Annotated in this window: 16 protein-coding genes; all 16 read left to right on the top strand. The window is 38.7% G+C overall.

Features of this window, described 5'->3' with window-relative positions; genetic code table 11:
- Window positions 1-211 precede the first annotated feature (211 nt).
- On the top strand, window positions 212-1,306 hold the full coding sequence (locus I6N95_RS17350) for a tyrosine-type recombinase/integrase (RefSeq protein WP_209530317.1): 1,095 nt from the start codon (window positions 212-214) through the stop codon (window positions 1,304-1,306).
- 766 nt (window positions 1,307-2,072) lie between these two features.
- Window positions 2,073-2,813, top strand: a complete 741-nt coding sequence (locus I6N95_RS17345) for a signal peptidase I (RefSeq protein ID WP_209530315.1) — start codon at window positions 2,073-2,075, stop codon at window positions 2,811-2,813.
- A gap of 99 nt (window positions 2,814-2,912) precedes the next feature.
- A complete protein-coding gene (locus tag I6N95_RS17340; RefSeq protein ID WP_209530312.1) occupies window positions 2,913-4,163 on the top strand; it encodes a hypothetical protein in 1,251 nt (416 codons plus the stop codon).
- A 41-nt stretch (window positions 4,164-4,204) separates the two neighbouring features.
- Window positions 4,205-4,897: an LPXTG cell wall anchor domain-containing protein gene (locus tag I6N95_RS17335; protein WP_488225871.1), complete on the top strand. Its 693-nt coding sequence runs from the start codon at window positions 4,205-4,207 to the stop codon at window positions 4,895-4,897.
- A gap of 15 nt (window positions 4,898-4,912) precedes the next feature.
- Entirely contained in the window at window positions 4,913-5,785 is an 873-nt protein-coding gene (locus I6N95_RS17330) for a BsaA family SipW-dependent biofilm matrix protein (RefSeq protein ID WP_245249631.1), read from the top strand.
- An 11-nt stretch (window positions 5,786-5,796) separates the two neighbouring features.
- Window positions 5,797-6,429, top strand: a complete 633-nt coding sequence (locus I6N95_RS17325) for a hypothetical protein (protein ID WP_209530309.1) — start codon at window positions 5,797-5,799, stop codon at window positions 6,427-6,429.
- 12 nt (window positions 6,430-6,441) lie between these two features.
- Entirely contained in the window at window positions 6,442-9,591 is a 3,150-nt protein-coding gene (locus tag I6N95_RS17320; protein ID WP_209530307.1) for a C-type lectin-like domain-containing protein, read from the top strand.
- 189 nt (window positions 9,592-9,780) lie between these two features.
- Entirely contained in the window at window positions 9,781-10,440 is a 660-nt protein-coding gene (locus I6N95_RS17315; RefSeq protein WP_209530305.1) for a type II secretion system protein, read from the top strand.
- A 15-nt stretch (window positions 10,441-10,455) separates the two neighbouring features.
- The gene (locus I6N95_RS17310; protein WP_209530303.1) at window positions 10,456-11,148 is read left to right on the top strand and encodes a prepilin-type N-terminal cleavage/methylation domain-containing protein; all 693 of its coding nucleotides are present in this window, start codon (window positions 10,456-10,458) and stop codon (window positions 11,146-11,148) included.
- A complete protein-coding gene (locus I6N95_RS17305) occupies window positions 11,135-13,168 on the top strand; it encodes a hypothetical protein (protein ID WP_209530301.1) in 2,034 nt (677 codons plus the stop codon). Before I6N95_RS17310 ends, I6N95_RS17305 begins: the two co-directional genes overlap by 14 nt.
- Before the next feature lie 71 nt (window positions 13,169-13,239).
- Entirely contained in the window at window positions 13,240-14,739 is a 1,500-nt protein-coding gene (locus I6N95_RS17300; protein ID WP_430727548.1) for a GspE/PulE family protein, read from the top strand.
- A 16-nt stretch (window positions 14,740-14,755) separates the two neighbouring features.
- Window positions 14,756-15,901, top strand: a complete 1,146-nt coding sequence (locus tag I6N95_RS17295) for a type IV pilus twitching motility protein PilT (protein WP_209530297.1) — start codon at window positions 14,756-14,758, stop codon at window positions 15,899-15,901.
- Window positions 15,901-17,112 carry a type II secretion system F family protein gene (locus I6N95_RS17290; RefSeq protein WP_209530295.1) on the top strand — a complete coding sequence of 404 codons (1,212 nt, stop codon included), beginning with the start codon at window positions 15,901-15,903 and terminating at the stop codon, window positions 17,110-17,112. Before I6N95_RS17295 ends, I6N95_RS17290 begins: the two co-directional genes overlap by 1 nt.
- 83 nt (window positions 17,113-17,195) lie before the next feature.
- Window positions 17,196-17,666: a prepilin-type N-terminal cleavage/methylation domain-containing protein gene (locus I6N95_RS17285; protein ID WP_209530293.1), complete on the top strand. Its 471-nt coding sequence runs from the start codon at window positions 17,196-17,198 to the stop codon at window positions 17,664-17,666.
- Between the two features lie 47 nt (window positions 17,667-17,713).
- Window positions 17,714-18,493 (top strand): prepilin peptidase, encoded by a 780-nt coding sequence (locus I6N95_RS17280; RefSeq protein WP_209530292.1) that lies wholly within the window; start codon window positions 17,714-17,716, stop codon window positions 18,491-18,493.
- Between the two features lie 22 nt (window positions 18,494-18,515).
- Entirely contained in the window at window positions 18,516-19,535 is a 1,020-nt protein-coding gene (gene pilM, locus I6N95_RS17275) for a type IV pilus biogenesis protein PilM (protein ID WP_245249629.1), read from the top strand.
- The last annotated feature ends 1 nt before the right edge of the window (window position 19,536 follow it).

The following is a 19,536-nucleotide window of genomic DNA, read 5'->3' as shown; positions in this document are numbered from 1 at the left end:
GCTCTTCTTATAGGATAGTTTTTTTGAAACTATTTGTCAAGCCCTTTTCTTTTGTAAATTGATTATTAACTAAGGGGTAGTTTTATTAGCTTAGGTTAATTAATCCTTGGCCAACGTTGGGAGATCGGCCCTTAACACAGTATCTCGCTTGACTTACGGGGTGTTTTTAATCGCCGTCAGTTTCGCCGTCAGATTTAAGGAGTGAATTGCAATGTCAAAACGAGGGTTGAATATTTATAAACGGAAGGATGGCCGTTGGGAAGGCCGATATCCTAAAGGTAGGAAAGAGAATAAAACTTTGTATTATGGGTATATTTATGGGGATTCATATAAAGCGGTAAAAGAAGAAGTTATTCGCCAACGTGCGGACTATCAGTTTGAAAAACAGTCAGTTAATGCTTACTATGGAACCTTGAGGGAGTGGTTTGAATATTGGTTGGAACATCATATAGGGCCAAGGGTGAAACACAGTACATATGCGAGCTATCATCATAAGCTTCATACATATGTCTTTCCTGACATTGGCCAAAAAAAATTAGTCAAGTTAACTCAGGAGGACATTCAAGACTGGGTTGATAATTTTGAATCAAAACTATCATCTTCCTCGATTCGGGTAATTTTTAGGTTGGTTCAATCTGGGATGGAGAGTGCTAAAAAACAGCGTTTTAGAGTTGATAATCCTTGTGAAGGGTGTCGATTACCAAAGACAGAAATCAGCAAAACTAAAGCATTGTCTCAAGCTCAACAACAGAAAATTATGAAAGTAGCTCATGATTCTGAAAAAGGCTTTCCAATTGTTCTTGCTTTAGAAACAGGTATGCGAGTTGGAGAGATTTGTGGCCTAAAGTGGGAAGATATCAATTTTGATGATAGCTATTTATCGGTTCAGAGAACTCGTCAGCGAATCACTCAAAAATGTGGTAAAGGAACTATTTTGACCGAAAATAGTCCTAAAACAGCTCATTCGATACGGGAGATTCCTTTATCAAGGCAGTTGTTGCAGCTGTTAAAGAGGAAGTATTTACAGTCTACCAGTTCTTATGTTATGGAGATAGCAGGGCGTCCTTTGGAACCAAGAGCGGTTGATCGGCATTTTAGGGAGTTAACAATGCATTTTGGCTGGTCTGGCATATCCTTTCACTCATTACGCCATACATTTGCCACGAGATGTGTAGAAATGGGGATAAACATCGCTGCTGTTAGTGCTTTAATGGGTCATAGTTCCATTAAAACTACTTTAGATGTTTATACCACGACATTTTTTTCTGAAAAGCAGGCAGCTATTCAACAAATCACCTCTTTTTAAAAAAAACAACCAAAAAGAATCTGTTTATTTTAACTATGAAGTTCAAAAAACATCCGTTCGTAATCGTGGTTAAATAAACGTTTATTTGTCATGAAAGCTACAAATCATGGTCACTTATTTTGTAAAGATAAAATGCGCATACTTTTCTTAAACGCCGTCCTTGAAGCCGTCAGTTCAGTGAATGAACTGGTGATTATCAGGGCTTTTTTTTCGTGTGTCTTGTTTTTCTTTAAAACAAGACACAATCATCGAAAAAACTAAGGAAAGTAGTTAATTCTTTTTGGCAACAAGAAAAAAATATGGCGACAACGACGTTTGGAGAAAAACACCTCTCTCATAGATTACATAAAAATTGAACAAAAGTCACTTAAAAAGCATAGAATCTCAAGGGGATATGGACTTATTTGAGACATAAATCAAGTGAATCTTAGATGAGCAAAATTCATTTAGTGTCAGTTTTTCAATAATCGACAAGTTTCCTTGAAATTTCATTGATATTGCTGAAGAGAAGGCTCGTTCATATAAATGTTGTTTTTATAATAGATATATAGCTCCTATTAAATAATGACGATCAATCGTTAAACTTTCAGCTAAAAAGAAGCTGAAAGCACCACTCTATGCTCGTCATTATGTTGATAATCCAATGGAGCTGTATGTTCCGATTATTTTACGGGATGTATATAGACTTAGATTGCTAAATTCGATTTACGAAGGAATTTTGGGTGTCTCTTGTGTATGTTGAGAGATTATGAGGGGGAGAGATTGAGTGGCAGTACAGCGTAAACGAAAAAAGAAACGGCCATCGGTTCGTCAGTCTCAGATCCATGACAATAATAGAGATAAATCGAAAAGAAGAATAGACGAAAAACAGCACCGACGAAAGAGGCGTTCTTCAAAAAAGCAGGCTCTTAAAACGCGAGCGGAGTATATTCGTCAAGAGCAACGTGGAAAAGAGTCGAGGTCTATCTCAAAAAAATGTCTTTCGTTTGGCTACAATTTACTTTTCTATGGAATAACGCTTGGTATTTTGTTAATGGCTTTGATGTTTTCCTTCAGTTCTAACTCAAATGCGTCAATTTTGGGCTATCGTTTTTATACGGTTATGTCTAATTCAATGGCACCACAGGCAAACGGCCCATCAGGTGGTTTTTATGCTGGAGATATTCTCATCGTTCGAGGAATGAAAGGGAACCAGGTGAAAAATGGTGATATTGTGACATTTGCTGTCGGCGATGGTGGCAGTTACTTAACTCACCGAGTTGTTGAAAAAAGGAACGAATTAAATGGTGAGTCCGGCTCGTATTTAATTACTAAAGGGGATGCTAATAATACGAATGACCCGCCGATTGAAGCGGATAGAGTTTTTGGAAAAGTGCTGTTTGCTGTTCCGAAAGTTGGCGCTGTTCTCGATTTTGTGCGTGCTGAATTTTGGGCATGTTTGGTAACAGTTGTGTCACTTTTTGGTTTTTTCTTAGTATTAAAAGCTTATCTATTTTCATCTGAATGATTTTCAGTTGTTTCGTAATAGTAGGTAGCGCGTAAACAGGTAGGATCATTTGTTAGGTCAAATGTGAATATATAAACCAAAATAATAGGGGGATGGAAAATGAAGTCTACAAAGAAAAATAAGAAAAAGAAATTAGCGGCTGCCGCAGCAGCGCTAGCAATTATTGCAGCAGTATCGGGAACGTTTGCTTGGATAAGTTCTCAGGATCAACGAATTAACCGAGTGAAGACTGCGGCGATTAAAGATGGCAGTGTGACGGTATCGGAAATCTGGCGACCAACGGATATTATTCCTGGCACTGAAACAGACAAACAAGTCACGGTTACTAATGCGGGAGCGACGTCGGTCTTTGTTCGTGTCTCTTATGAGGAAGTCTTAAAACACTTGGCTGATAAAGGTGTGGTGAGTACTTCGACAACTGGTTGGGTAGCTGCGGCTACGCCAAGTATAGAAGACAGTATTCCAGTTGAATTTGATGGCAAGAAATATGTAGATAATGTTGATTATGCTGATATTACCTCTGCAGTGAAAGTAAGCGGAGCAGTTTTGCCTGCAAATGTCAAAGTTTATGGTAAAGGAGCAGAGACGATAAATCCGCTGAATGGAGAAAAGCATATTGATTTTGACTATGCCATGTTCTTCGAATACGAAACGGGTAAGTATCAGGCGATGAGACATACAGTTAAGCCTGTTAATACAGGTGCTAACTTTAGTGATTGGACTTTTGAGGCGACTGATCTTGAGTATGAAATTTATGCTAATGGTTATAAGTATGAAGTAGCAAATTGGGCTAATTCTACCTTAGTAGGTAATACGACGGAAGCAATGACTGCTAAGGCAGCTCTACTGGGAACCGCAGGCACTAAATACGGTGTTGATTATGATTATAAAGCAGCATCTATGAATCTAGGTGCAGAAAAGTTAAATAGAACATTAGCGGTTGTGGGACAATATCCAACAACTTCAGGTGCTACATCAAGTGTTCAAACGGATAAGAATGCACTGAATATTTCCGGTATTCATATTACATATGGTACGGACATTGTTACGCCGACTTCTTTAGTTAATAAAAAATGGGCTTACAATATTGAAGATGGTTATTTCTATTATACAAGTCCTCTTGGTGCTAGCGAGACTACACCAAATTTGTTAGAAAAATTAGTCTTTGATAATAAAATTGATCAGCAATACACTAATGCAACTTATGATTTAGTTGTGAAATTAGAAGCAATTCAAGGAAATAAAGCAGCTTTAGTGGACGATAGTGGTTGGGGCCTAAGTGATGATGAACTATCGACTCCTAATACCAAAAAAATCTTAGAACATTTATCTGGCCAAGCACCAAACTAATATTATTCTCAGTAAAACTCAAGAAAAGGAAGGGGCTTATGATGCACAAAAAAGTGTTAAGAATCATTCAATGGATGATAGTGTTAGCATCGATCATGACCGCTTTCAGTGAGTATCAGGCAGTTGGTGAAACCCTCCCTGTTGGTGTTGTGATTGGGGATGATACAGGTCTTTATGCTACAAGTGAAGGCGAATATTTTGTGGATCTCCCCAGTGTGCTACCTGGAGAACAGTATGAAAAAACGATTACGATTCGCAGTCTTGATATTGAAAACCCCTTTGAATTAGGGCTATTGGTTGAACCAATTTCTCAAACAGGGGCTCTTGATTTTAGCGAGTTTGTGACGATGAGTTTGACTCTCAATGAGCAACTGTTGTATCAAGGTCCACTTTTGGGTGATGGCTCCTTTGATTGGAGGGTGACTCCTTTATTGATTGGGACGTGTGAATACGGAAAAGATCAGATATTAAAGGTTGATTTTATGGTTTCTAAGGAATTGTCAGTGAAGGATTATTCTGAGGAAAGTGAACTTAAGTATAAGTGGACATTTATTGGGACAAAACGACCAACTACTACGGATGTGAGCAAAGAAAAACCAACACCGAAGGATCAGGACGGGCATGGCTTACTACCAAAAACTGGTGAGGAAGTAAAGAACGCCATGTATAAAGCATTAATCGGATTGTTGTTAATTCTTATCGTACTGTTGCTTTGGAAAAAAAGAAAAAAGTAGAGAAGGATGGGTGACATGGCTAAAAAGAGAAATAGGATTAGACGGTCTCACTCAAAATGTCACCATCTTTTTCTCACTTTTTTGGACAGTAAGGTATTATGGATGCTTTTCTGCCTCTTACTGAGTCTGTTATTAGTTGTGGGGAGCACATATGCCTGGATTACGTATAGTGATGAGCGCATTAACCACACGCAAATGACAGTTAAGGAGTTATCCTTGCTGATTGACGAGTTATTTAAACCGGATTTACAGTGGCGTCCGGGGAAAGAGACTGAGAAAAGGGTGACAGTTCAAAATAATGGTCAGATACCGGCGATTGCCCGTGTCTCGTTGTACGAATTTTTATTACAGTTTGAAGTTGATTTACGAGATGGTGAGGGGGTGGGAAATGGCGGCTTAAAAAAAGTCAATAAAGCCAGTAGTCAACCCATCGAAGCTGAGCAACTATCGACTTGGAAAGTGGGAAATACCTATGATGCCTCGGGAGTATTTTTTGTTGCAAGTAGTGTTTTTCTAAGTGATACGCAAAATAGTGAAACGGCTTATAAGTATAAGGGAACGCCTTCTACGGAAGGCTTGGCTTATCTTACGTTGCATTTTAATGAGTCAGCTATCTATGATTCAACTAATCCACCTCATAGTAACCTTCAAGACTATTGGTATTATGAATCTGGCTATTTTTATTATTCTGAGGTATTACAGCCTGGTGATAGTACGATTCCTTTATTAACAAGTGTCTCTTTAGCAGAAACAATTCCCAACGAATATAAGGGGGCTTTATATCAGTTGGTTCCAGTAATGGATGGACATGATATTAGCAAGCAGTTGTTGGATGACTGGCAACTGTCTGGTCCTGTTGCATCATTGTATAACGGAAAGCTTCATTAGGAGGTGTGTGAATGAGAAACAGGAAAAAACATAAAAAGCCTCCTTATCTGATGTTACTAGTGATGATGCTGGGACTATGTCTATTGATTGGTGGAATAGTAGTTTATGCTGCTGGGATGATTAGAGAAGAAAAGAATAATCTTTTTCAAATTGGAAATTTAGAGAGCAAAATTGATGAAGTTTTTGATGAGCCTGAGACGGTTCAACCTAATCAAATGATAAAAAAAGAAGTTACATTTACTAACACTGGCACATTAACGCAATTTATTAGGGTGATGGTTCAGCCAAGTATTAAAGTGAACGTTGCTGGAGAGACGGTAGAACGGGTTTTGCCTTCAAGAGTTGGCCAAGAAATTATTCTTGAACCAAGCTCTTATTGGAAATTAGGAGAAGATGGTTACTTTTACTATTTGAATGCTTTAGCTAGTCAGGAAAAGACGGAAATGTTATTTAGTGAAGTTGGATTGGCTGCTACTTTGCCAAAGGAGTATCAAAATGGAAAATTTAGCCTGTTACTTAAAGTTGAAAGTGTTTCAAATGGGGCTCTGGGATATCGGGCCGTTTGGTGGTCTGGGAAAGTTCCAGAAAATGGGGAATTGCATGAAATTGATTTAACGTTGGCGACAAAAATTGACAATGATTAGGAGGCAGCTGAGATGAATAGAGGTCAAAATAGACGATCTTATGTGGCCTACTTACTGTTTGTTCTATTGATTGTTTTAATTGGTAGTGGGTACCTTTGGGGAAGACAGGTCAAGAGTGGTGGGGCAGTGCGAGGGGCAACTGTTGAAAAAAATGGGGATTTTCGTTTAGCAGCAGAAAACAAATGGGAACCAGAGACTAAGAAAAATTATGCCAAGCTTGATTGGGACGCTGTTTCAGGGTTATCCAACATGGGGTATCAGCTGTATCAGTCAGAAGATGGGGAGAATTGGTCTCTTAGATCTTTAAATTATGGTAAGTCCATTAAAGTGTTGAATATCTATCCAAATGTGAGTTTATTAAAAGGATGGATTGAGTCTGTCAGTAACGATAGTCCTGAGATTATGAAGGATCAGAATGGAAATAATCTGATATCAGTAGATGAAGTGAGCTACGCTTCCTATAATGCTAATCCAAATGCGTATTTGAAAGATAGTAGTGGTAACTATCAATATGATGTGTTGATGTTTGGGACGTGGGACAGTAACAATATGAAAGATTTGACCTCATTAGCTATTGCGGAAACAGAAAAGTTTGTCCAGTCGGGGCGAGGTACCTTGTGGGGGCACGATACTCTTGCAGGTCGAAATCCTAATCAGGTGAAGGCTTTTGGTCCATATTTAGGTTTGGGTTATCAGCAAGTGCATCCAGGAACTGTTCAAAATGGCGAACCTTTGGCTAGCGTGTGGACTGGTTCAACAGAAGTGAACATTAAAGACAATGGCTATTTAATGAAATACCCCTTTGAGCTGGCAAATAGTGCGAAATTTACCATCCCGTATGCTCATACGATTGAACTACAACAGGTTGATATGGGGACGGTTTGGCTGGAGTTTGGACAACCGACTGGTAGTTGGCCAAATCCAATTACAAATTTTGTAGGAAAAGATAACAAGACCTATCGGAATGGCTGGTATTTAAAAACTAATGGCAACGTAGGTATGATTCAGACGGGACACAGTAATGGAGCCTCTACCTTGGATGAACGTAAAATCATTGCCAACACATTGTACAACTTGGCTCAAGTTTCTTTGGATAATTTTGCCAATGATCAAACCGTTCGTGATGATCAAGCTCCAACCAAACCTGAAAGTCCAGTTATTAGATGTGGGAAAGATGGTCAGTTAAATGTCAAAGTGAAGGCTATTGATCGTGGAAAAGATTATCAGTGGTATGTGGAAGCTAATACGAAAAATCAAGGTGTTAAACGATCAGATACGGTAAAGGAAACGATTGTCAGCAATATAGCCGGCTATTTTTATGACGTGTCTGATTCACCTACATCCAGTCTTGGGTCTACTGTGGAAGGCTATAAAGATGCTTATGGACGTATTGCTAAAGAGAAATTTGACTCTTATGTGGCACCTGACGATGATGCTCTAAACTATGAGACTGAAACTTCTTTTACGATTGATGCCAGCAGAAAGTCTGGTCAGTATATTCATATTCTAGCAGTAGACCGCTCTAATAATGTCAGTGAAGTTAGCAGTCACCTGATAAAAGAATTGCAGCAGTATGTGGATTTTGAGGTTGAACGGACAAAAGATGAAGCTAAGTTGATTAATGTTGTGTTAGATGACTCGTTAAATAAAAAAATGAAATCTTTGGAAATCCAAATTCCTAAAAATACCGTAATAAAAAATTTTACTAGTTTATCTTTGCCAACAGGCTGGTATTCTTTTGAAAATAGTGAGACAGAAAAAAGTCGCTCATTTACTTTTGCGATGGAAGGTAATAATCAACTTGCAACGATTTATGATTTTCTGTCTACTTTGCGAGTTACTATGACGGACAATGTGAATCAGCAAGGGAGTATTCGCTTGGTTTTTCATGAAAAAGTCTACACTTCTTGGACAGATCCAGCAGGAGGAAGTCATTATTATACCTTTGTTAATGAAACTATCAGTTGGTCTAAGGCTTATAATGAGTCCAAAAAGCTATCCTACAAAGGGTTACAGGGGTATTTGGCGACTGTCACTAGTTCCGAGGAACATGATTTTATCTTTGACAATATAGCCAAAATGCCAGGTTGGTTGGGTGGCACAAGACTGTCAAAAACGTCTGCTGCTAATTCGTTGATTATGGACGAAAAGCAAATACCAGAAACGCTGTATGACAGTGGAAAAGGTTATTGGTACTGGGCAAGTGGGCCTGAGGCAGGTTTGATGTACTTGACTAAACCTACTTATGATGGAGGGGGGCGCGCTCCGCTTGGGGTTCATGATGGCTGGGTTAGAAAAAGCAATAGCGGCACGGCAGTTGCTAACGAACCTAATAATTCAGGAAATGCAGAAAATGCCATGATTTTTGCTTTTAAGAATAAGTGGTTCAACGATATTCCTTATACCCACGTTGGCGGAAGTAATGCAGGTTACTATGTAGAATTTTCCGAGTATGGCAGTCAAAAAGAGCAACAAGAATTGACTGATGTTTGCTGGGAGGCGGATATTCCCCAAAAGGTCAGCTTAACGATCCATGATGAGGAAGGAAATCAATTAGGGAAAGTCATCATGGATCAAGGCTTGCGCATTGATCAGCAGCAAACCGTGGCGATACCTGAAATTGATCTACATGATTTTATTAAGTTAATTAATCTTGATGGAACAGAACACTTGTTAACTTATGACATAACCAACACTTATCAAGAAGGTCAGCTAATTTATGGTAATCGTAAAGTGGTGGTTCATATTAGACAGATTATCAATGAGCCAGATGAGTCTCTGGTCATTCCTCAAAAGGGATTCGGTGCTTTAATTAGCCGTAATCATGGGAAAGAAGGTCAGGTATTTAATCTAGAGATGACTTCTTCTAACACCAATCTGGGGGGATTCGATACTTATATCATAAAGTATCAAAGTGATTATCCTTTAGTTGATTTCAAGGCAATAGTACCGATGAACTATCGATTAGTGGGCTATGTGGTGACACAGACTGATGGAGGGCATGAGGTATCAGCCAGTGTAAGTCCATTTGAGTCTATTGATGTCTCAAATAGTTCTGAGTTTTGGTTAAGTATTTATCTTCAACCAATTTCGCGTGATGAAGTATCTCTCTATCATTGGGAGTATAAAAACAATCAGTTGGGAGAAATTGAGTTGCCATAAGTAAGGGTGAGTGGATGACAGTTATAGTTTATGGGATCATGATTGGTCTTAGTCTGATTTTATTGGTCCACAGTTTTTTGTTACTGTCAGTGAATCGAAAACAGGAGAAGATGAGTCGGCAACTTAAGGAATTGATGAGTGGAAAAAAAAGACGACGAAAGCAGCGTACAAAAATAAGGAGGCTGTAACATGACGGGTGTCATTCGTTTGTTCAGAGACGAAAAAGGGTTTTCGTTAATAGAAATTATTGTGGCAGTCATTCTTCTTGGGAGTTGTTTTATGTTGCTAGCGACGTTAGTCCATCAAAATAGTCTAGCTATCCAATTAACTAAACGAAAAGAAGAAGCTGCTTTTGTCCGTGAAGATATCAAAGAATGGTTACTTTACAAAGGGCAGATTCAGGATATTGCTTATTTAAATAATTATGTCTTTGTACAGATCCAACAAGGGAAAAACTTAACGGATAAGCAGATCGCTCGTCGCGGCCACCTTATTTTGGATAATACTGGAATTCAACGGGATGGGTCTCTTCCTGTTTATGGTGAAGTTGAAGTGAAAGAGGTTGACAGTAAGCGAGGCAATTTCGTGAGAAAGGTAAAATATTACCCGACAGAGGCTAACTTTTTACCTGAAAAACTGCGGTCGGAGGTTAATCAATTGTATATTGGTGAATATCTTCACGGAACGAAGGGAACAGATTTTTTAGTAGAGATTCAGGTGAGCACCCCAGAAACAAATGCTTCGTATAATCCTCGCACTGAGGGGGTTGATTTAACGATATTAGTCTATGACAAAAAAAATGGGAGTCTGTTAACATCAACAGTTTTAAATTGGGTGATTGATTCTTGATAGGAGGGATGGGCGATGAGATTAATTAATGATGAGCGGGGATTGAGTTTGATTGAGGTTTTAGGTGCAATGGTGATTTTTGGTTTGGTCGCCATCTTACTTTCAAGTGTATTATTTAGCATTTCTAAGGCGTCGACTATTCAAGGACAGCAGGTGGAATTTCAACAGACTGCTAACTTAATGGTCGCTAAGATTGAAAAAATAAGTCGCACACCAGAGGTATATAAAGAGGCAAACTATTTTGGCAAATTTAGTGGTGGAAGTTGGAAAGAGACTCATATTATCAAAATCACTGAGGGAAATGTTACAGAGTCTTTGGTGAATAAGCCTTCGGATGAGGGAATTAATCCTATTTTTTTGACTGATATTAATGATAATTCAAACCAAAAATCAGACAGTTATTATATCAAAGATCGAAACGTCAAAATAAAAGTTCTTTTACAGAAAAATGAGAATGACAACCGTAAAACAACTTACGGGACAACTAGTTATCGAGATACTTTTACGATTCAAACAAGTGGCATTATTTTATTTTATCAAGAATCAATCGATTTTACTCCTTATTATAACGGTGCAACTGGTGTCTGGGACATGGAAAAATTATTGGCTGATTCCAAAAAGAAGATTCATTATAGTCGCAAGTTTGTCTGTAGTTATCGTGATGATGAAAAAGCGAAAGGAGATACTCCAGGTAATGGTAGGTGGTAAAGCAAAAGAAGAGTCAGGCTATGCCTTAATCTATGCATTAGGGGCAATTATTTTGGCCAGTGTGATTGTAGGAGCTATCTTTTTGTTTGCGATGAGGGCATTTTCACAAGTTGATCGAGTGGACAAATTCAAGCAAAGCAAGGATGTAAGTGACTATGCCATGCAAAAGGGCACTCAGAAAATAAAAGAAGTTCTGGAAGATAAGCTATCGATAACGATTGCTGAAGGCAAGTTGGGAAATGATGAAACAGTTTTAAAAGGATTAGTAAGTCAGTGGGTATTACCTGAAATGTTTGAAGGAATTAAAGATGCCAATATTGGGGCGGAAAAACAGTTTTCTTATGAGATTTTTTATGATTCAACTAAAAATAAAGTATTAAAAATTGATCCGTACAAATTGGATGAAGGAACAGGGGCTTTTGGCTGGACGAAAGATAGTTACAAAATAGGCGATAGTCGGACCAATAGTCAATTGATATTTCCATTAACCGTAGAAGTGACAGAGAAACGGCGTGATGCTGTGACTAAGACCAAAGTAACAGCAAATTTTATCTATGAAGTGCAGTGGGAGCAAGTGGATGTGGATCAAACTATTCAAGGTATTGATACCTGGCGCAATGTCTTCTATTCCTATTATCTAAATGAGAGTGGTCAGTATTTATCAGCTGATGAGTGGTTAAAAAAAATGGATCAGCTTTATCGCTTCCAGGCTGGAACTGAAAAAAACTTTGATTATGGGAGCTATAGTAGTCAAACTAGTCCATTATATGGTGATTTGACAGAACAAATCGTTGATATCACCGATGGTAGTCCACTAGATTTTACTACAGGTGATAAAAAGATTGGTAATTTACGATTTGCCGGTTCTTTTTTAGTGGAGTATGGGCCAAAAATGAAGGGCATTGGAGGGAGTCAGCTTCAAACTGGAAACGTGCTCTCTTTGCGAAATTCAACAGAAAATCCCCAATTGGTTTCTTTTATTCAGCTGGATGCGGTTAAGGCGGCTACAGGTACTTTGATTGAGTTACCAGTTCCAAAATCAAATTTGATTTTGGATGTTAAGGACTTTCAAACGAATAATTTGTTGATAAATAGTACTTTTTCAGAGGCCAGTGGAAAGTCTTCTCAGGGTGTTCTATTTTCCAAAGGACAAATTCAAGTGACGAATCAATTGGAAGCTAACAATTTTTCTTTTGCTCAGTATGCTACAAATGCCGTGGTTCAAGATCCTAAGGGAACAAATTGGAATGAATTTTTGACTGGAGCAATGGTCTTATCAGGCGGCAGTCTTTATGCTGGTCCAGTTAATCAGAATGGCATAAATTCAAGTATTACCGACTCTCGAAAAATCGAGGTAACTGGCAACTTTCTCTTGACGAATGTCTTAATGAAAAACGAGGGTGGGCACTTAGAATTTTCATATTTTAATGGTAATCAACCTGAAAGACCGTCCAGTCTTACTTTGGAGGGCAGTAAAACGATTTTATCAGTGAAGGGTCTTAGTTTTATTGACTCAGTCAAAACCACTCGTCGGAAATCTTATAGTGAGTACCCTAAAGATTTTTCAGGGAAAAAGGATTCAGAATTGTTTACATCATTTTATGATGATGAGACTGCTTGGAACCAAATTGTATTGAAAAGTGGGGCTAAGATGGAGCTAGGATACGCGGGTGTGGAGCCGTTTCATTTGGAAGTGGCAAAAAATTCCTATTTGTCATTAAAAGTATTGCCTGAAAATTTGCTTTTTGATTCTCGATTTATTGAAGAAGCTGTCAGTAAGGGGCATTTAAAAGGAAAGGTAATCCTCGAGCCATATAGCCAAAAAGATAGTGAAGAACTAAGAAATGATTTGGAGAAAAAAGGGATTAACGTTACTCAGGTTGAAGAGTTAAGTAAGGCGAAGGAAACTGGTATAGCAGATGGTCAAGTAGTGATTGTGAAACCGACAAATACGGGCAATAAAGGCTCGAGCCAAGTGATAAACCGGACCTTTGATTATGTGGAAAATCTGGTTTATTAGAAGGAGGTCATTGGGTGAGTCAGCAAGTGTCAAAGAAAAGAAACTCACGAAGGAAACGACGGCATTCTACGATTAAGGACGAAAATGATTACGGGTTAGATTTGTTTAATACGCCTTTTGATAAGCAATTGCTTGAGTTAATTCCCAGAAGTTTTGCTAAACAATACAATGTCTTTCCTTTGAAAAGGGAGGATGATCGTTTGACTGTTGCTATGAGTCAGCCAAGAGATTTTTCAGTTTTAAATGAATTGCGCATTATTACAGGTTTAACCATTGAGCCGGTTCAGGTAGATGGAGGGGATGTTCAGCAGTTGATTGTCCGTGACTATCCGTCTGATTTGAATATTGAGCATTTATTTGCTGGTCAGGAGTTTGAGCAGGCTGCTGTGGTTAATACCAACACTAATGAAGATTCTCCAGTTATCAAAACAGTTAATGCACTTCTTCAAGATGCTGTTGATAGAAGGGCTAGTGATATTCATTTCGATCCTCAGGAGAAATATCTAGCTGTTCGAATCCGAGTTGATGGGGAAATGCGTGAATTGAAACGATTACCCAAAAATATTCAACAGGCTGTGACTTCTAGACTAAAGATTATTTCAGCTTTGGATATTACTGAAACTCGCTTGCCTCAGGATGGCCGGGCAATGTTGACTAATGGCGGACGAATAGTGGATTTACGGGTATCAATTCTGCCGACCATTCACGGTGAAAAGATTGTGATTCGGATATTGGATCGAACTGTTGGTATTAGAAGCCTAGATGATTTCAAGTTTGATAAAACCTTATTACAACAGTTTAGAAAGTTGTTAAAACAGCCACACGGTATTATTTTAGTTACTGGACCGACTGGATCAGGAAAATCTTCGACATTATATGCTGCTTTACAAGAGTTGAATCATCCTGATGTCAATATTATTACGGTAGAAGATCCAGTGGAGTTTCAATTGGAAGGAATTAATCAGGTGGCGGTTAATAGCAGTATTGGCTTGACTTTTGCGAGTGGTTTACGAAGTATTTTGCGTCAGGACCCCAATGTTGTCATGGTTGGGGAAATTCGTGATAAAGAAACCGCAGAAATTGCCATTCGGGCTTCAATGACTGGGCATCTGGTTTTATCTACCTTGCATACTAACGATTCTGTTGGGACGATCAACCGTTTGATTGATATGGAAGTAGACAGTTTTTTAGTTGCTAATGCTCTTGAAGGTGTGCTGGCTCAGCGCTTGGTTAAGAAAGTTTGTACCGGTTGCAAGAGGGAGTCACCTATAACTGAGCAGGAGCGAATCTTTTTACAAGAACATGGCTGTGTTGAAAGCACCCTTTCAAAAGGAAAGGGATGCGCCAAGTGTGGCTATACGGGATATCAAGGGCGAATCGCGATTCAAGAATTATTAACCATGACAGCTGAACTTCGTCGCATGGTGACCAATCAGGCGACTAATGATGAGTTGTTTGATTATGTGAAAGAACAAAAGATGACGTTTCTAATTGATGATGGCTTAGAAAAAGTTAAATCTGGTGAGACAACAGTAGAAGAATTATTGAAAGTAGTGGCTGAAGATGGCTAAAGGGAGAGATGGATAGGTGAGTGAGACACGGAGAAAGCAATCACGAAAGAGAAGTCGAAACATTGATGTAAATCTCCCTTTGCTGACCCCAGAAGAAAAGCTGGCGAAGGGACAGGCTAAAAAGAGAATTGAAAGCTGGCTGAGATTGGCTGTCGAAAAAAATGTGTCGGATATTCATTTGGTAGAAGGGTTGCCACCGATGTTTCGCTTACATGGCAATTTACAAGGGATTGAAGGGACAGAGACACTGTACTCCAGTGAAATCGAAGCCATTGCTAAAGTGATATGCACCATAAAGCAGTGGCAGGAATATCGAGATCTAGGGGAAGTTGATCTGGCTTATGAGTTAAAAAATATCAGTCGCTTTAGGGTAAATGTTTTCAGGCAGATGGATACTGTTGCCATCGCTTTAAGACAGATCCCAATTGAAATTCCCAACCTAAGTTCCTTGGGAATGCCGGAAGTGTTAAGAAGTATGATTCAAAAAAATCAAGGGCTGTTTTTAGTTACTGGGCCGACGGGATCAGGGAAATCAACCACATTGGCAGCCATGCTGGATTATTTAAATGAAACAAAAAAGACACACATTTTGACTTTAGAGGATCCTGTGGAGTACCTCCATCAACATAAAAAAAGCATCATCTCCCAACGAGAAGTTGGTCGAGATACGGAATCTTTTGCCAATGGCTTAAGAGCCGCTTTGCGTCAGGATCCTGACGTGATTCTGGTAGGGGAAATGCGGGACTTTGATACGATTTCCATCGCCTTAACAGCTGCCGAAACTGGACATTTGGTCTTAGGAACGCTGCACACGTCTAGCGCACCCTCAACGATTGAGCGAATTGTTGATGTTTTCCCAGCTGAACAACAAGCCCAAGTGCGAACTCAATTGGCTGGGGCCTTGATCGGGATTCTGTCTCAACGTTTGTTGCCAACAATGGATGGCGGAGGGCGTGTTGCTGCGACAGAAATGTTGGTGAACTCTAAGGGGATTGCTAGTATTATTCGTTCAGGAAAAACGCATCAAATCACCAACATGTTATTGATGGGAAAAGCTGAAGGCATGCACACTATGAGTACTTCAGTCACACAATTATCTCAGGCTGGCAGAGTCGATGCTGACGTGGCTGCTGGGATTTTAGACGATGGAGGTGGGGCCTAATGGCGACGTTTGTTTATCAGGGGAAAAAATATTCTGGGGAAACTTCTCGTGGGACCATCCAGGCAAGTTCTGTGATGGAAGCTAGTCAGTTATTGAAAAAAAAACACATCAAGCCTCTATCGGTAGTGGAACAAGAAGCAACCTTTGCCAATAAGGAGATAACTTTATTTTCTGGGGTCAAACCTAAGCTATTAGTAGGATATTTGCAACAATTTTCAACGTTAATAAATGCGGGAATAACTGTCTTGGAAGCATCCACTATGTTAGAAGAACAGCAACAAGACAAGAATTTTAAGAAGATTTTAAATGAGGTCACTCAGGACTTGGAAAATGGGTCGACTCTTTCTGATAGTTATAAAAAACATCCAAATGCGTTTCCTCCACTACTCGTTAATGTAATCGCCGTAGCTGAAGTATCAGGCTCGTTGGAGAGTAACTTAAAGAAGATGGCTGATTATTATGAAAAATCTTCTGCTAATCGTAGCAGTATTGTGACGGCCATGATTTATCCAATTATGATGTTAATTGCATCAATAGCTGTTGGTATCTTTTTGATGGTATCGATTGTTCCGATGTTTGTGACGGTATTTGAGGATTTTGATGCTGAATTACCGGCCATTACGAAACTGACAATGTCGATTAGTGATTTTTTGCAAACTAAAGGTATTGTTGTGGTTTTGGCAATTTTGGGTATTTCAATTGGATTGTTCTTTGGGAAGAGAAATCCTACTTTCCGCTTGAACTATGATGCTATGATGTTAAAACTCCCTGGATTTGGAGAGCTCATGCAAAAAAGCAATTTCTCAGTCTTTATGACTACTCTATCTTCTCTACTTGGGAGTTCAGTCCCCATGGTAAAGGCATTAGAAATGAGTGGAGAAGTAGTGAAAAATACATTTATTAAACAGATGGTACAACAATGTGAAGTAGAAGTGTCTCAAGGTGGACGTATAAGTTCTATCTTCTCCAACAGCTTTGCCGTGCCTTTATTAGCGACACAAATGGTGAAGGTTGGCGAAAGTACAGGTTCTTTAGAAGATATGCTCGAAAAGCTGAGTGTGATTTATGAAAGAGAAGTGGATGAATCCACTAAACGGATTAAGACTATTATTGAACCTCTAGTGTTATTAGTGATTTGTGGCATTGTTGGATTCATAGTAGCTGCAATTATGTTGCCGATGTTTGCAATGTATAGTGCAGTACAAGGATAATTTCTCATTATTAATTTAGTTATTAACTAGAAACCTAGACTTCTAGCTAATATAGATAAAAAGATTTTCAGGAGGATGAAAGAATGACGAATGTTGTAACGTTACAAGAGAGAAAAGAAGGAAGATTTAATCGTATTGTTGAAGATGAGCAAGGGCTAACGTTAGTCGAATTATTAGCAACTGTGGTAATCTTGGCTATCATCATGGGAGTGGGTGCACTTGCTATTGGTAAGGTCATTCAAAATTCGAGAGAAGATGCGGCAATTTCCAACATTCAGCAAGCTTTGAATGCTGGTAGTTTATATCAAATGAATGAATTGACAGATGGAGCAACAGGGGAATTTGGTTTAGATGAAGTGAAAACTAAAGGCTATATTAAGCAGGTCAAAAGTTATGGAACTTTAACGGACATTAAATTTACAGTAGGAACGGATGGAGAACTTAGTGTTAAATTTCCAACTGGTCAGTTAAAGGCAGGTTCAAAGTCAAGTAAAGAATTTGATGGTGATGTGGATGCTGCTTCAAACCTAGATAGAACAACTTTATTCGACTAAACGTCGTAGTTGTTTAAAACTATCATATTATTGAATGGAGTTTCTTTATGAGTTTATTTGGATTATATGTTCCAATTATTGTTGTGTATTTCTATTTGTTTATCATAGGAATGTGTCTGGGCTCCTTTTTCATGGTGGTAGGCTATCGTGTACCAAAAAAGGAATCGCTGGTAGGCCGTTCGCATTGTGATGATTGTCACCATAAATTAGTGGCCTGGCAATTGATTCCGGGGATTTCCTATATATTCTTGAAAGGGAAATGTCGTTACTGTTCTTCAAAAATAGGTGTAATCTCACCTATTTTTGAGTGTTTAACAGGGGTGCTATTTGTGATGTCAGTTGCGTTAATGCAACTGACACCAGAGATAATAGTGAGTATTACGTTGATATCATTGCTATTGATAGTTAGTGTCTCTGACATTAAGTATCAAATTATTCCGAATAAAGTTTTAGGACCTTTTATGTTATTGGGAATTATTGAACGCTTTTTCATTCCCCAAAATGAATACTGGTGGTATCCAATAGCCGGCCTTTTAGTTGGCTTTCTCCCACTGTTTATATTAACAGAAATAAAGGAAAAGGCCATGGGGGGAGGCGACATCAAATTATTTGCAATTATTGGGATATTTATTGGGCCATTTCAAGTAGTTGCTGTTTTGTTTGTGGCATCTGTTGTGGCTCTCATTTATTATTTAGGAATGATCTTGATGAGGCGACAAAGCTCAAAATTTATTCCGTTTGGTCCCTTTATCGGAATAGGGACTTTGTTAGTTTACCAATATTCAACTGGGCAATATGAGACCTTGATTGAATTATTATTTAGATGAGATAAAGGTAGGAGTAGTGATGATGAAAAAAAGAAGGCGTCGGGGCATCGGCATTGATATTGAAAAGAACGTGATTCGTTATTGCGTACAGAAAAATTCCAAATGGACCTATGGCGAGATCGTGAATAATGGTTCTTTTTTCAAAGGTGATAAGTTGAGAAATTCAGAGCAATTTGTGAATTGCTTAAAAGAAATCTATCGTAAAACGCATATGAAAAATGCTGAGATGATCATTGCGACACCAAATTCCAAGCTATTGATTAGACAGGTGCCTGTTCAACAGATGAAATCAGAAAAAGAAGTCCGTGAGTTTCTATTTTTTGAATTAGGTGAATCAATTCCTTTGCCTTTTGATCAGCCAATTTTTGACTTATTAGTTTACGATCATGGTGATACAAAAAAGTCAAAAAAGAAAAAGAAGCGCTCGCCGGATAAAGTGAAAAACATCTTAGTAAAAAAAAATCAAATGTTAATAGATGGTAATGTTTCTGTCGTGGTAACATCTGAACCTTTTTTGGAGAAGATTGGGGATACGATTAAAAAGAGTGGTGGTCAATTAATTGGTGTTGATGCTAGCTCACTGGCCTATGCGCGAGTGTTTCAAAAGCGCATCAACTGGTCACAAAACTTTACACTTGTAGAACTGAATGCAGGGACAGCGACCATCACTATTTTTGAAAAGTTTGTACCTGTTTATGTTCAGTACGAAAATTATAATCAAGTTAACTGGAAATATATTGAAAAGAATGAGTCTTCTAAAATGGAGTTTTCTAAGTCAGTCGAGTTAGAAGCGTTGGATGGGTTAGGGCTGACGATTCAACATGTTTCTGATTATTTTACAACGGAAATCTCTTCTGGTAAAACACTTTCGCAAATTTATTTAGTTGGCGGCCATCCTTTTTTGACTAAGGAGGCTGAGATTATCATCCAAGAGCGGAACGAGCTACCAGTTAAAGCCTTAGGGTCTCCCCTAAAAAATGGTCAAGAAGATATTCCTGAGCGTTATCTATTAGCAGCAGGACTATCTATGAAAGAGGTTTAGC

This window comes from Vagococcus allomyrinae (assembly GCF_017829975.1).
Taxonomy (GTDB): domain Bacteria; phylum Bacillota; class Bacilli; order Lactobacillales; family Vagococcaceae; genus Vagococcus_D; species Vagococcus_D allomyrinae.
Note: the sequence above shows the minus strand (reverse complement) of the source record. Positions and strands in the feature narration are given on the sequence as shown.

Excerpts from the sequence above, each read along its gene's own strand:
- I6N95_RS17280 (WP_209530292.1), top strand. The coding sequence starts at position 17,714 with ATGAGTTTATTTGGATTATATGTTCCAATTATTGTTGTGTATTTCTAT.
- I6N95_RS17315 (WP_209530305.1), top strand. The coding sequence starts at position 9,781 with ATGACGGGTGTCATTCGTTTGTTCAGAGACGAAAAAGGGTTTTCGTTA.
- I6N95_RS17290 (WP_209530295.1), top strand. The coding sequence starts at position 15,901 with ATGGCGACGTTTGTTTATCAGGGGAAAAAATATTCTGGGGAAACTTCT.
- pilM (WP_245249629.1), top strand. The coding sequence starts at position 18,516 with ATGAAAAAAAGAAGGCGTCGGGGCATCGGCATTGATATTGAAAAGAAC.
- I6N95_RS17310 (WP_209530303.1), top strand. The coding sequence starts at position 10,456 with ATGAGATTAATTAATGATGAGCGGGGATTGAGTTTGATTGAGGTTTTA.
- I6N95_RS17305 (WP_209530301.1), top strand. The coding sequence starts at position 11,135 with ATGGTAGGTGGTAAAGCAAAAGAAGAGTCAGGCTATGCCTTAATCTAT.
- I6N95_RS17320 (WP_209530307.1), top strand. The coding sequence starts at position 6,442 with ATGAATAGAGGTCAAAATAGACGATCTTATGTGGCCTACTTACTGTTT.
- I6N95_RS17325 (WP_209530309.1), top strand. The coding sequence starts at position 5,797 with ATGAGAAACAGGAAAAAACATAAAAAGCCTCCTTATCTGATGTTACTA.
- I6N95_RS17340 (WP_209530312.1), top strand. The coding sequence starts at position 2,913 with ATGAAGTCTACAAAGAAAAATAAGAAAAAGAAATTAGCGGCTGCCGCA.
- I6N95_RS17350 (WP_209530317.1), top strand. The coding sequence starts at position 212 with ATGTCAAAACGAGGGTTGAATATTTATAAACGGAAGGATGGCCGTTGG.
- I6N95_RS17330 (WP_245249631.1), top strand. The coding sequence starts at position 4,913 with ATGGCTAAAAAGAGAAATAGGATTAGACGGTCTCACTCAAAATGTCAC.
- I6N95_RS17335 (WP_488225871.1), top strand. The coding sequence starts at position 4,205 with ATGCACAAAAAAGTGTTAAGAATCATTCAATGGATGATAGTGTTAGCA.
- I6N95_RS17285 (WP_209530293.1), top strand. The coding sequence starts at position 17,196 with ATGACGAATGTTGTAACGTTACAAGAGAGAAAAGAAGGAAGATTTAAT.